Consider the following 13,839-nt stretch of genomic DNA (forward strand, 5'->3'; position numbering starts at 1 on the left):
TAGCGCTCCTTTTTTCAGGGTTCTACAGCGGTTACCCAACTGTCCTGATGCGGACCTGCTACTGACTCCTGCTGCGGTCTCACCGGCTTCTAAGATTAGGGGAGCGGTGATTTCAGGTCGATATAGCGCGCGAGGTTAGCCTTTTCTTCTGCACTGAACAAGAGTTCCAGCCCGGTCCGTCGGGACAGTATATCCTCCGCGGTTTTTGCCCACTCCCACTCCAGCAGGTAGTCAACTTCGCACTGACTCAGCCCATGACCAAACTGTTGGCCGAGATCGGCAGCCCCCTCGCAGTCTGCCAGAATCTTTCTGGATAAGGTTCCGTAACTGCTCACCCACCGCTGAATCAGTGCCTCTGACAACCAGGGGTATTGATCGGCCAGTTGCTGCTGTAATTGCTGGCGGGACTTAAAGTCGCCGCCAGGCAGGCAATCTCTCGCCGTACGGGAGGCCGGCAGCTCCGCGAAGTGAGCAGAGAGTTTGTCGACGGCCTCCTCAGCCAGGCGCCTGTAGGTGGTCAACTTGCCCCCATAGACGGACAGCAGCGGTAAGGCTGTATCCTCAAAGATCAGCTGATAATCCCGGGATGCACGGGTTGCTGTCTCCTCCTCGTCATCGATGAGCGGGCGGACGCCGGACCAGCTATCGACCAGATCCCCCTTGTTCAATGTGTTTCTGAAATAAGCGTTGTAAGTCGCCAGAAGATAGTCGATTTCACGCTCGGACACAGTAGCTGCCGCTGGATCGCCATCAATCTCCTCTTCGGTAGTCCCGATCATGGTGTAACGGCCCAGATAGGGAATAACAAACACAATCCGCCCGTCTTCATTCTGCAGCATATAAGCCTGATCACCGGCATAGGCCCTCGGAACTACAATATGGCTGCCCTTGACCAGGCGGATATCGTGTCTGGCCTGCCTGCCGGTACTTGCAGTGTAAAGCGAACTCACCCAGGGTCCGGCTGCATTGACGACGACTCTGGCATGGAACTGGCGATCTTCGCTGTTCAAAAGGTCCCGTGCCGTAATGTTCCAGCCGTCAGCCCCCGGCTCAAGCCGCATACAACGGTGACGGACATAGATGTCGGCCCCCAGCGTCCTCGCCTGGAAGGCATTCAGGACGACCAGTCTCGCGTCGTCAACCTGTCCATCCGAAAAACTGAAGCCCCGGGTCAGCTCTGCTCGCAAGGGGCTTTCGCTGTCAAAGTGGAGCGAACGGGCTCGGGGGTAGGACGGCCTGGAAGCCAGGTGGTTGTAAAGAAACAGGCCGGTCCAGATCAGCAGCCAGGGGCGTAAATGCTTCTGGTGGGGAAGATAGATGTCGATGGGGTTGATCAGGTGGGGCGCCAGTTCCAGCAGCAGCTGAGACTCTTGCAGTGCCTTGCGCACCAGCCTGAACTCCCAGGTCTCCAGATAGCGCAACCCGCCATGCACCAGCTTGCTAGAGGCCGATGACGTCGCACCGCCCAGGTCATCCTGTTCAAGCAGCGCTACTCTCAGCCCCCTACCGGAGGCATCGGCCGCTATTCCGGCACCGTTGATTCCTCCCCCCAGAACGGCCAGGTCGTACGAATCCATATCTCTGTTCCTGATCGACAGACAGTTGTGAAATAATCGGCGCTTGCTGCTGGCAGGTCGCGAAACCAAGGACGTCCGCAGCATATCTGCCGGCCAGCCTCCGATGCAGCATATCGCCATTGTATATACTGTTTGAGGCTGAACACAGATCAGGATACGACTCTCTTGAGGGAGAGTTGCTGCCGTTACAACCGGCGCAGCAACCCCGCATCTGACAGTTATCAGTAGTACAATGCCGTATCCAAACCGGGATGGGTCCGACTTCAGGCAACAGAAATGACGCGACATATACTGGCTATAGATCAGGGAACCACCAGCAGCCGTGCCCTGTTATTCAATCAGCATGGCCAACTGCTTGGTATTGGTCAGGAAGAATTCCCCCAGCTTTTCCCCCGCAATGGCTGGGTGGAACATAACCCGGAAGATATCTGGCAGACCACGCTGAACAGCTGTCGCCAGGCCTTACACAGTGCGGGGCTGTTACCCGGGGATATTACCACGCTGGGTATTACAAACCAGCGGGAAACCACGCTGGTGTGGGATCGCCAGAGCGGCAAACCTCTGTACAATGCAATCGTGTGGCAGGACCGGCGCACTGCAGACTTCTGCGAGACTCTTAAGGCCCAGGATAAAGAACCATTCGTTCAAAGTAGAACCGGACTGCTGCTGGACCCCTATTTTTCTGCCACCAAACTGAAATGGATTCTGGATCATACGGAAGGGGCCCGCGAGCTTGCTCAACAGGGCCGGCTGGCCTTTGGTACGGTTGACAGTTTTCTACTGTGGCGACTTACCGGTGGCAGGAATCATTGTACCGACGCAACCAATGCCTCCCGCACGTTGCTTTTCAACATTCACCGGCAGTGCTGGGATCAGGAATTACTGGAGCTGTTTGACGTGCCCGCCAGCATGCTCCCGAAGGTGCGCGACTGCGCGGCGGAGTTCGGTGTCACCGCAGTTGACGTCATGGGGGCCGAGATACCGATACAGGGTATTGCCGGAGATCAACAGGCCGCTGCCTTTGGCCAATGCTGTTTTGAAGCAGGGATGGCTAAAAGTACTTACGGGACCGGCTGCTTCATGCTGCTGAACACCGGTTCACAGACTCTGACATCGAAAAACCGTCTCCTGACAACTGTTGGCTACCGCCTGCAAAACGAGACCAGCTACGCCATTGAGGGCAGTATCTTCATGGCCGGCGCCACTATGCAATGGATTCGTGACGGCCTGCAACTGATCACCAGCGCCGCGGACTCTGAACAACTTGCAAGGGAAACGGCTGAGGACCTTTCCGTCTACCTGGTACCGGCCTTTACCGGCCTTGGCGCCCCTTACTGGGATGCGGATGCGAGAGGTGCCATATTCGGTTTGACCCGGGATACCGGCATCAAGGAAGTCGTCACTGCGGCGCTTTTGTCCGTCTGCTATCAGAGTCTCGACCTGCTGGAAGCGATCAAACGGGACGGTGCCCGCCTGACTGCTCTGCGGGTGGATGGCGGCATGGTCACCAACGACTACCTGCTCCAGAGTCTGGCCGACATACTGAACTGCCGTGTTGACCGACCTGAAGTGATCGAAACCACAGCCCTGGGCGCAGCCTATCTGGCCGGTCTGCAGGCGGGAATTTTCCACTCACTGGACCAGGTCGCCGAACGCTGGCGACTCGAAAAAACCTTTATCCCCGCCCGTGATGAAAGCTGGCGGACACAGCGTTACGCCGGCTGGCTCGATGCGGTAGCAAGAACGCGAAGCAGACCATAACCTTACTGGAATGACCATGCGGCTGCACTTGATCAGACACGGAGAAACGGACTGGAATGCCATGCGCCGGGTACAGGGGCAGATGGAGTCGCGCCTCTCGGAGCAGGGCCGGCAGCAGGCCAGCCAGCTGGCTGTGGTATTGAACGGCTTGCCCATCAGCCGGGTCTATTGCAGCAGCAGCCTGCGCACCCGGGAGACTGCCCACATTCTGTTCAGCGAATCCGCTGTGGAAATCAGTTACCACGATGAACTCAGAGAAATATACCTGGGCCCATGGGAAGGCAATCTGTACGACGAACTGGCGGAACAGGACCCTGATCAGTACAACTTTTTCTGGCACCAGCCCGATCGGTTCTCCCTCCCCGGCGCGGAGACATTCAAACAGCTGCAGCAACGGGGCCTCAGTGCGCTGGCAGAAATCCTTCCGGCGGAAGTTCATGAGGAGGTTGCTATCGTCAGCCACGGAGCACTGATCAAATCTGTGCTTTGCCACTTTGAAGGAAGACACCTGTCACGCCTGTGGGAGCCTCCCAGGATGCCTAACTGCGCACACAGCATTCTGGAACTGGAAACGTCTGGGGCCGGCAGGATAATCCGCTACGGAGGGATCGACTACGAGGCTTTTCTCAACTCTGGTTCAAACCAGGGAACCTCGGCTTAGTTACCACAACGCTCTGCGGGAGTCTGACAGACACTGCTGCTGGACGTCGTGCACTGTGACTGTGCTATGCTGTGCCGCGTTCGCCGACACACAGACAGGCACCGGGTGGTATCGATCGAGTGGTATTAAAAATGCAACCCAAAGCGAAATTACTGCTACTTTTCGCGCTTATTGCGGTGGCTACCCTGGCCTTTGCGCAACTCATCGGCTACGCGGTCTATAGAGCTATCCCGGAAAATTCCACGGTTGTATTCAACAGCCTTGTCCACTTCACCCATATTCGTAATCACGGCGGCGTATTCGGTATGCTGCAGGGCAGTGGCTGGCTGTTCGCACTGGTCAGCGCCCTGCTGCTGGCAGGAGTCACCGCTTACCTGGCCCTCGGACAGGAAATACAGCGCTACGAATATGTCTGTTTCGGATTTATTGTGGGTGGCGGCGCCAGCAATGTACTGGACCGTCTGATTTACGGCAGCGTTATCGACTTCATCGACATTCAACACATTCCCTACTGGAACTATGTATTCAATACAGCCGATGTCATGGTGCACGTGGGAATCTGGCCAATGTTGCTGCTTGGCCTTTTCGCCGGCAGGCGGGAGCAGACAGGCAACTCCGCCTGACAGTCGCCCGGCCCGGCCAGGATCAGGCCAGCAGTCTTATTCGGTCTGCGCCTGCAGGCCTTACATGCGATAACAGATAGTGTAGTCGACTTCTTCGCTGTAGGGCCTCGACAGTGGCGCATTGGACGGATTGGTATCGACCCCCCGATTGCCCGGTGTCGCCCGCAGACGACCGGTGGCACCATCACCATCATCCAGTTGCAGATCAATGGCCAATGCGGCCGCACCCGGAACCTGGCTGGTGCAGACCTTGTTACCTGCCAGCCCTCCGCCCATCTCGTCGGCCAATGCACTCAGCAGTCCGCCCCAGGGATTCCGCGGCAGGGCTGCCTGACCACTTACCGCAGGGTCGCCCGACCAGAACCCCGAAGCACGCAATTGTTGCCAGAAAGGTCCGGATTCCCCATTGCCGGTAAAAAGCTGGTTAATGCCGATATCCAGCCGCCCGTCCACGTCGCCGGCCGTTACTGTTGACCAGTGTGTCCCGCGGGCTGCCAGGGACGCCGCCGGGCCGTCATCGCCGGGCGTGCGACCATAGCGATCCTGGTACGCAAACACCGCTGCCGCAGTGCCGTTAAGGGATTCTATTACCGAATTGATGCGGGAGCGTTCCAGCATACCCAGTGCCAGCCAGATCAGCACGGCGACCACGCCCAGCCCCCCCAGTACAACCAGCGACCAGACCAGAGTATTGCCCGCCTGCCTCGCCACGGCCGGATTGCGCGGCACGGCGGTCAGGTTGGCGGCATGGCAGGTGCTGACAACAGAGGTTTTCTTGCGGGTCATGGTGTACTTCCAACGCGCGGCTGGCGCTACTGTTCCGGTAAACTTTCAAGCACCTAACTATAGCGCCACGGGTAGTGGACAACAATAGATAACTACTGAATAAGCCTCAGCTTTTCCCTCGCCGGCCAATCCGCTTGTCTGCTATGCTGGGCCGCACAATTGTTTCAAGAAACCTCGGGTTAACTACCGCGCTACTCTGCGGCGGTTAAGCAGAGGTTTCCTGACAGACTGGCTCGGGTGGCAGCACCTGCCGCCACCGGGCCAAGGAGAATCTGCAACGTGTCTATCGATCGCTTTACTGGTGTCCTCGCCCCTGTTATCACGCCCTTTGACAAGCAATTGAACCCTGACTCCAGGCGTCTGATCGCGCACTGCCACTGGCTGCTGTCTCAGGGTGTCAATCTGGCCGTTTTCGGCACCAACAGTGAAGCCAATTCGCTGTCCGTGGACGAACGCAACCAATTGCTCGATGCCCTGGTAGAAGCCGGTATCGATCCTGCCAGAATGATGCCCGGCACCGGCTGCTGCGCGCTGACAGACTCGGTCCACCTGACCCGCCAGGCCGTCCGGCTGGGTTGTCGCGGAGTTCTCATGCTGCCACCCTTCTATTACAAAGGAGTTTCCGACGACGGGTTGTTTGCGTTTTATTCGGAAGTGATACAACGGGTTGGTGACAGTGCGCTGCAGCTCTATCTCTATCACATCCCCCCTATCGCCCAGGTACCCTTGTCACTTAACCTGATCGACAGGTTGGTTGCCGCCTACCCGGAGACCGTTGCAGGAATCAAGGACAGTTCGGGAGACTGGCAGAATACGCAGGCACTGCTGAATGCGGGCTGGGAAAATTTCAGGGTATTCTGCGGTTCCGAGAGCTTCCTGCTGGCCACTATGCAGGGTGGAGGAGCCGGCTGCATTTCCGCGACCGCGAACGTCAATCCTGCACCTATCAGACAACTGTGGGAGAACTGGCAGCAGGAGGACGCCGCCGAACGGCAACAAGCCCTGGACCTGTGCCGCGCTTTTTTTCAGGGCTTCCCGATGATAGCGGCGCTGAAAGCCACGCTGGCCTATACTGCTCAGGACCCGGAGTGGACCCGGGTGCGCCCTCCCCTGTCAGCCCTGACTGAACAGCAACAGGCGGAACTGGTTTCCGGGCTGCGGAATCTGGACTTTCAAATGCCTGGATTGCCCGCCGGGTAAGGGCTGTAATCGCCTTTTTTCATCGCTCAGGCTGATAGACATCAGCACCTTCATGCGGTAGCCTTTGGCAGGCTGAGCGTCGTGTTTCTGGAATACCGCGCTTTTTATTACAGCTATCCAAGTGAGGTCTAAAATGAAAACAATAACCACCGTGGAGGCTTTGGGCAACGTCTTGAAATTTAAGAATATTATTTCTGGTTTCGCTGCCTTCCTACTGCTTTCACCTGCATTCGTCATGGGCCAGGACACGATCGAGTGGTACACACTCGGCAATGACTTCGCCCACACCCGTTATACCCCCGCTGATCAGATAACTCCGGAAAATTTTGCAGATCTGGAAGTTGCCTGGGTCTGGGACGGCGCCAGCTTCGACGCCCAGAGCGGGCGCTCCACGCCCAGCTATATCGACGGCAAGCTGTTCACCGTAGCCGGTGCGCGACGCCATGTCGTAGCGCTCGATCCGAAAACCGGTGAGACTATCTGGTCCTATCGCGAGCCTAATACCGAACGCTGGGAATACTCCATGCGCGCCGATTACGGCAAAGGCGTCGGCTATGCGGAAATCGATGGCCGTGGCGTGGTCTATATTATCTCGCCAGCGTTTTTCCTGACCGCGCTGGATGCGGAGACCGGCGCACCACTGGAAGGCTTCGGCAAGCCGGTACCGGTGGAAGGCTTCCCGCAGACTGGCGTAGTGGACCTGCTGGCTGACCTTGGTCACCCCTACGATCCCTATGAAGGCATTCCCCTGGAAGTTGGCTACATCACTTCCTCTTCACCACCGATCGTGGTTAACGACACCGTAATCGTGGGCAACTCTGCTGAACAGGGCTATCACCAGTCGCGAATCGAAAACATTCCCGGCGACATCCTGGCTTACGATGCCCGTACCGGAGCCTTCAAGTGGAAGTTCAATGTCATCCCGCGACCAGGTGAGTACGGCCACGAGACCTGGGAAAATGATGCCTGGCAGTGGACAGGCGACGTTTCCTCCTGGGCACCTATCTCCGCTGACCCGGCCAACGACCTGGTCTACGTTCCCACCAACGGGGCGACCATCGATTACTACGGCGGCTTCCGTCCTGGTGATAACCTTTACGGTACCAGCCTGATCGCGCTGCGGGCCAGCACCGGTGAGCGTGCCTGGCACTTCCAGATGGTGCATCACGACATCTGGAACTACGATAATCCTACTGCCCCGGTATTACTGGACCTCAACATGCCTGGTCGCGGCATGGTACCGGCCGTAGCCCAGGTGACGAAGCAATCCTTTGTCTACGCCTTCAACCGCCTCACCGGCGAGCCAATCTGGCCGATCGTTGAGCGGGAAGTACCGCAGTCCATCGTGCCCGGTGAAAAGCTGTCGCCAACGCAGCCTTTCCCGACCAAACCGGCCCCCTTCGACATTCAGGGTGTCGGCGTAAACGATCTGGTTGACTGGACTCCGCAGTTACGGCAGCAGGCTATCGATGCCTTCGCCGAATACCAGATGGGTCCCTTGTTCAACCCGCCGATCCACGCTGGCAATGAACTGGGCAAGCGAGCCGCGATGTTCTGCCCAGGCGGCGGTGGCGGTGCCAACATCACCGCCCCTGCGGTTGCTGATCCGAACAGTGGCATGCTGTATGTTTCATCACATACCGCCTGCAGTCCTATCCGACTGGTACCCGGCGAGGAAGCCGATCTGCAGTGGGCAGCACCCACCGGAACCACTTTCTCCCAGTATGCCAACGGTCCAGGAGCCGGCGCGCCCCGTCATCCAGAGGGCATCCCGTTGTACAAGCCGCCCTACAGCCGCATTACCGCTATCGACATGAACACGGGTGAGCATGCCTGGATGATTCCCACCGGGGAAACGCCGCAGCGAATCCAGAGCTTCATCGACGAGAACGGATTGGATGTGGACAATACCGGTACCGGTAACCTGGTACCCATGGTGGTCACCGCCAATATGCTGGTCTATTCCGATACAGCAACCGACGGCACAGCAATGCTGTATGCCATCGATAAGAACAGCGGTGAGATTCTTTCCGAGATCGAAGTGCCTGACCGCAGCCGCTATGGCATGAGTTCCTGGGTACATGAAGGCCGGCAGTACATTATTCTGCAGACTGGACCGACCCTCACTGCCATGGCATTACCTGATGGCAATGCGACAAGCAGCGGCGCCGCGCACTAGCGTTTTCTGCCAGTCATTGAAAAAGCCCGCTATCGTCAGGTAGCGGGCTTTTTTATTGCCGGCGGTAGCTTGCCTGGGTCAGAAACGTTGCTGACAGTGTCAGCGGGTTCCGGTGACTAAGACCGGTTTACAGTACGCGTACCTGGGAGTAATCCGTATAGCCCTGTAACACCTTCTCAAGGCCGTCCTGTTTGAGACTGCGCATGGAGAGCAGCATGGATTTCTCTCTGATCTGCTCCATTGACACCTTGTTGACAATCAGGCGCCTGATTTCCGGCGACATTCTCAGCACCTGGTGGGCAGCGGTATGACCACGATACCCGGTATCCAGACAGTCCTTGCAACCCGTCGCCTTGTAGAGGATGAAGCCGTCCCTCGGGCGTAACCGCTGCTCCCAATCCCGAACCACCCGGCTGATAGACTCTTTACTGGTGGCCGCACCCCCACTGCGGGTGATCTCCTGGCAATACTGGCCTGCCAGGAACAGCAGCTCCTTGTTTTCTACCCGATACGGGGTCTTGCAGGAGATGCACAGGGTTCTCACCAGTTTCTGGGACGCAATACCCAGTAACGAATCCGCCAGGTCCAGGCGGTTGATGCCAAGATCCATCAGCCGCTGCAGAGCGTCCGTCGCTGTTTCAGCGGACAATCCGGCCAGCACCAGGTGGCCGGACAGCGCTGCCTTCACCGCCACCCGGGCGGCCTCCTCATCACGCAGATCTTCAACCATGATGACATCCGGATGGGCATTCAGCGCCGCATTCAGCGCTGCGCCGGGCCCCATACCACTGCCATCGTTAATCTCAATCTGCCTTAGGCCCTGCTGCCTGATGGCAATAGGGCCTTCTATCGTACAGATCTTGCGGCCCGGATGATTGAGGTAACTGATCAAAGAGTGCATGGTGGATGTCTTGCCGGCGCCAGCGGGGCCGGTGATCAGGAACAGTCCCTGCCTGACAGAAATCGTGTCCAGCACACGGTCAAGTTCGTGAGCGGCGAAACCGATGGCATTGACTGGCATACAGCGACTTTTTCCAAGCAGGGAAATAACCAGGTCCTCGTCGCTCCCGGAAGTCGGCAGCGTCGATACCCGCAGATCCAGATCGATGTCCGCAAATTTCCGGAAATCGACCTTGCCGACCTGAGGCCGTTTTCGCTCTGTAATATTCAGCTGCGCCATGGTTTTCAGCCGCGAGGCAAAAGCCGCTCCGAATTTCCAGGGGAAACGGTAGTACACGGATAACTCGCCGTCTTTCCGGAACCGGACGACGACTTTCTGATTCTCGGCATCGGGTTCTATATGGATGTCGGCAACTTTCTTCCGGTGAGCGTCTTCGATGATCCTGTTCACCAGGCGGAGCACCGACTGATTGGTGACCTCGGCTAATTCGAAAGCCGAGAACAGATTTGAGTCATAGTCAGGTTCAGAGTGATTTGCAGAAGTGGAGCTGGCGGCCAGATCGTCAGACGTATAATGGAAGTTGACCGCCCAGTTAATATCGCTCCGGGAAGCCATGACTGGCTCGATCTGCTTGTTGGAACCAACCCGCAGAGCTTCGATTACCTGCCAGTCGGTGGGGTCTTCCAAGGCAACTACCAGCTTGTTCGCGTACACGTACAGTGGCATGGCTTCGTGTGAAAAAGCCGTGTCGGCGCTGACCAGCTTTACTGCCTCCGGCATAATATTGAAATGCCGGAGATTGACAAAGGGAATGCCCAACTTGTTTGCCAGGCAATGCTGGATTTCTTCCCGATCGATCAGCTCTTTTTCAACCAGAATTTCACCCAGCGAGCTCTTGCGCTTCTGTTTCTGAACCCGCAGTGCCTCGTTCAGCTGATTCTCGGTAATCAACTCCTCGCTGATAAGCAGTTCCCCCAGCTTGACGTTGGGCATGCTCTTCTGGCGGGCAAGAACCTTCTCAAGATCCTCCCCGTCGACAATGTGGTTGCCAATCAGGTATTCACCAAGGAGTTTGGAGCGCCGCTCCTGCTGTTCACTTAAGACGTTCTCCAGATCATCCTGGCTGATGGCATTACTCCGAACCAGCATGCCACCAATCTGCTCACCAATGATGTAGTTTTCCACCGCTGCCTTGGAAACGAACAGATGGGTACAGTAGCGCCATTTACGCCCTTTCTTCTGCTGCTCGTAAAAGTGAATGCCGTTCTTGTCTACGCGAGAACCGTAAGTCTTGCCGGTAATCTCAAGACGGTCCTTGAAGAAAACCTGGAAATCCCTTGCTTCGTTGTCGACAGGGAGTTTTCCTTCAGTCTCAGCCTGATCATCCTGTTCGATAGTTACCTGATAGGGCTTTTCGAACCGTATGAATTTGATGTCGCTGAATGCGAGACTGGTAGGCTTACTTTTACTTGTCTCGAGAATTTCCAGCATCTCCGCATCCGCATCGAAGCGGCAAAGCTTGCCTTTGATGCGCTGGTTGCGGTGAATCTCGACGGCAATCAGGCAATTGGTGTAGTCCGGACCATCCATCAGTTCTGCAAATGGCGGCGGCTGCAGATCGAGGCGGGTCCTTACGGCTGGTGATTGCTCCTGCGGCGAGGAGTCAACTTTAACCACTTTCATGACAGTATCTATACGCATTTCTACTTCCCGGTAGAACTCACTGAGCTGATTCTGAGACTGGCAGCGTAGGTCGCTCTTGCTCTTCTGAATTAATCAACATTTCAGATAGTTATTAGCTTTCCCTGATTCCCTGTGCCGTCCACTGAATACGGCACCTGATCCCGCTTTAACCAGAAGTTGACGCTATTTTCATACAATAGCGAAGCACCTAACGTTGACCCAGGTCGCAAACCGGAAATTTGTCGATCCTGTGCCAGGCAACCTCTGGTTGATCAGCCAGCCGGGCTGGTATCAAGGCTTTATTTTGAGCGAGGAGAGAAGAGTCGGAGTCGGCCTGTTGTAATGGCAACCCCCAGCAAAACCATCAATGCGCCAAACAGCATCACCAGGGTGACCCGCTCGGCCAGAAGAATCATGCCGTAGAAAAGACTGAACACGGGAACCAGGTAGGTAACCGTCAGGGTCTGGTAGGCGCCTATGCGCATGATCAGGCGGTAGAAAATCAGGTAAGGCAAACCGGTGCAGACCGTGCCCAGAAGCAGGACCCCTAACCAGAGGCGGCTTTCTGGCATTGATTCAGGTCGAAACCAGATCAGTGTCGGCAGCAGATAGATTGAAGTGCACAAAAGGGATCCTGTGGTTATGGCCAGACCGCTAACTCCCAACAGTCGATGATTGATGACATTAGCGGAATAACCGTAAAAGAACGCTGCCGTCAGCCCGGCCCCGAACGCCACCAGGGTATCCGACACGGCGATGGTACCGACGTCCCCAGCCATCAGAAGCACAACGCCAGTAAAGCCGGTTATCAGGCCTGTCACGGCAGCTATACCCAGTCGTTCACCGAAAAGAAAAAAGCCGGTTGCCGCTGCAAAAAAGGGTACGGTCGCATTTAATATAGAAACCGTGCCGGCACCAAGATACAGGCTGGCAAACGCCAGCAGGCAGAACGGCAGGCACATGTTGGTCAGACTCAACAGGGCTATAGCCCGCCAGTGAGCCAGCAGCTCCTTCAATCCAGGAGAGAATACCAGGAACGGCAACAGGACCATCAGGCCGGCCAGGACACGACTCTCTATCAGGAAAAACGGCCCGAATGCTGGCGCCAGCATGCGAAGTAACAGAAAAGAGCCTCCCCACAGCGCGGCAAGCAACTGCAATTCCAGCACGGCGCTGGATTTTAAAACAGTGAATTGCACAGTTGCCATGGGAGCCTTTTCAAATACAGAGCCCGGTGCTCGCCAGTCAGAAGCAGTCTCCAGGAAGCAACAGTCAGATGCATCCTTGAACGGACAACGTAATTAATTAGAACTGCGGTAGTAGTCCTGTGCGGCGCTCACTGCAGCGCCTCGCTCAACAGGAGCGCCAAGACTCGCCAATACTTCGTCAAGCGCAGACAGGCAGAGCAGTACATTCTTTTTGTTTGAGGCAAAGCCCATCAGACCTATGCGCCAAACCCTGCCGGACAGGCTGCCCAGGCCAGCTCCAATTTCCAGTCCGTAGTCAGCCAGCAACCTGGCCCTTACCGCGGCCTCGTCTATAGTTGCCGGTACAGTAACGGTATTCAGCTGGGGTAATCGGTAGTTTTCATCGACTACGAATGAAAGCCCCATGGCCTCGACACCCGCGGCAAATGCCAGGTGATTTTTACGGTGCCGCGCCCAGGACTGCTCGAGCCCCTCTTCTTTAAGCATCACCAGTGACTCATGCAGGGCATACAAGGAATTGACAGGGGCCGTGTGGTGATAACTGCGCTTCTCTCCACTCCCCCAGTAGGCCATAACCAGATTAAGGTCAAGAAACCAGCTCTGAACCCGCTGACCGCGATTCCTGATGACCTGCGCGGCCCGCTCGCTGAAGCTGACCGGCGAGAGCCCAGGTACACAGGACAGGCATTTCTGGGAACCGGAGTAAATAGCATCAATGCCCCACTCATCGACTCGCAGTTCGATTCCGGCCAGGCCGGTTACACTGTCAACAATGCTGAGACAATCGTGTTCCCTGGCGAGGCCGGTCAGGGCCTGCACATCACTGCGCGCACCCGTCGACGTTTCCGCATGCACAAACGCAAGAGCTTTGGCGTCGGGGTTACTGGCCAGGGCGCTCTTAACTTTGTCCACATCTACCGGCTGGCCCCATTCATCACTTACCAGTACCGCTTCCGCACCACAGCGCTCGACGTTCTCTTTCATGCGCCCGCCGAAGACTCCATTCTGACAGACCACGACCTTGTCCCCGGGTTCCAGCAGATTGACAAAAACGGTTTCCATGCCAGCCGAGCCGGGTGCCGACACGGGTAAAGTCAGTTCGTTACTGGTCTGAAAAGCGTATTGCAACAAGCCCTTGACCTCATCCATCATACCAACGAACGCCGGATCAAGATGGCCGATAATGGGCCGTGACAGGGCCTGCAAAACCCGCGGGCTCACATCGGAGGGACCTGGCCCCATCAGCACTCGAACCGGTGG

General features: G+C 56.7%; 10 protein-coding genes. 5 read left to right on the forward strand and 5 right to left on the reverse strand.

Features of this window, described 5'->3' with window-relative positions:
* Window positions 1-95: 95 nt before the first annotated feature.
* Entirely contained in the window at window positions 96-1,577 is a 1,482-nt protein-coding gene (gene glpD, locus R3F50_20690) for a glycerol-3-phosphate dehydrogenase (protein ID MEZ5492708.1), read from the reverse strand.
* A gap of 276 nt (window positions 1,578-1,853) precedes the next feature.
* On the opposite strand from glpD, the gene glpK reads away from it, so the two are divergent.
* From glpK to lspA, 3 genes are all read left to right on the forward strand, one after another.
* Window positions 1,854-3,338, forward strand: coding sequence for a glycerol kinase GlpK (gene glpK, locus R3F50_20695; GenBank protein ID MEZ5492709.1), 1,485 nt, complete (start codon window positions 1,854-1,856; stop codon window positions 3,336-3,338).
* 16 nt (window positions 3,339-3,354) lie between these two features.
* Complete coding sequence (locus R3F50_20700; GenBank protein MEZ5492710.1) at window positions 3,355-3,999, forward strand: histidine phosphatase family protein; 645 nt, start codon at window positions 3,355-3,357, stop codon at window positions 3,997-3,999.
* Window positions 4,000-4,130: 131 nt separating this feature from the next.
* Window positions 4,131-4,622 carry a signal peptidase II gene (gene lspA / locus R3F50_20705; GenBank protein MEZ5492711.1) on the forward strand — a complete coding sequence of 164 codons (492 nt, stop codon included), beginning with the start codon at window positions 4,131-4,133 and terminating at the stop codon, window positions 4,620-4,622.
* 60 nt (window positions 4,623-4,682) lie between these two features.
* On the opposite strand, the gene R3F50_20710 is transcribed toward lspA, so the two are convergent.
* Window positions 4,683-5,408, reverse strand: coding sequence for a prepilin-type cleavage/methylation domain-containing protein (locus R3F50_20710; GenBank protein MEZ5492712.1), 726 nt, complete (start codon window positions 5,406-5,408; stop codon window positions 4,683-4,685).
* 279 nt (window positions 5,409-5,687) lie between these two features.
* Here R3F50_20710 and R3F50_20715 point away from each other — a divergent pair, with 279 nt between their 5' ends.
* Together R3F50_20715 and R3F50_20720 are read left to right on the forward strand one after the other, a co-directional pair.
* On the forward strand, window positions 5,688-6,608 hold the full coding sequence (locus R3F50_20715) for a dihydrodipicolinate synthase family protein (protein MEZ5492713.1): 921 nt from the start codon (window positions 5,688-5,690) through the stop codon (window positions 6,606-6,608).
* Between the two features lie 133 nt (window positions 6,609-6,741).
* A complete protein-coding gene (locus R3F50_20720) occupies window positions 6,742-8,787 on the forward strand; it encodes a PQQ-binding-like beta-propeller repeat protein (GenBank protein MEZ5492714.1) in 2,046 nt (681 codons plus the stop codon).
* A 127-nt stretch (window positions 8,788-8,914) separates the two neighbouring features.
* Here the strand turns inward: R3F50_20720 and R3F50_20725 are convergent, their stop codons facing one another.
* The 3 genes from R3F50_20725 to R3F50_20735 form a co-directional block, all read right to left on the reverse strand.
* Complete coding sequence (locus tag R3F50_20725; GenBank protein ID MEZ5492715.1) at window positions 8,915-11,389, reverse strand: ATPase, T2SS/T4P/T4SS family; 2,475 nt, start codon at window positions 11,387-11,389, stop codon at window positions 8,915-8,917.
* A 281-nt stretch (window positions 11,390-11,670) separates the two neighbouring features.
* A complete protein-coding gene (locus R3F50_20730) occupies window positions 11,671-12,579 on the reverse strand; it encodes a DMT family transporter (GenBank protein MEZ5492716.1) in 909 nt (302 codons plus the stop codon).
* A gap of 93 nt (window positions 12,580-12,672) precedes the next feature.
* Window positions 12,673-13,821 carry an alanine--glyoxylate aminotransferase family protein gene (locus R3F50_20735; protein ID MEZ5492717.1) on the reverse strand — a complete coding sequence of 383 codons (1,149 nt, stop codon included), beginning with the start codon at window positions 13,819-13,821 and terminating at the stop codon, window positions 12,673-12,675.
* Window positions 13,822-13,839 lie beyond the last annotated feature (18 nt).

Source organism: Gammaproteobacteria bacterium, from assembly GCA_041395725.1.
Taxonomy (GTDB): domain Bacteria; phylum Pseudomonadota; class Gammaproteobacteria; order Pseudomonadales; family Pseudohongiellaceae; genus NORP240.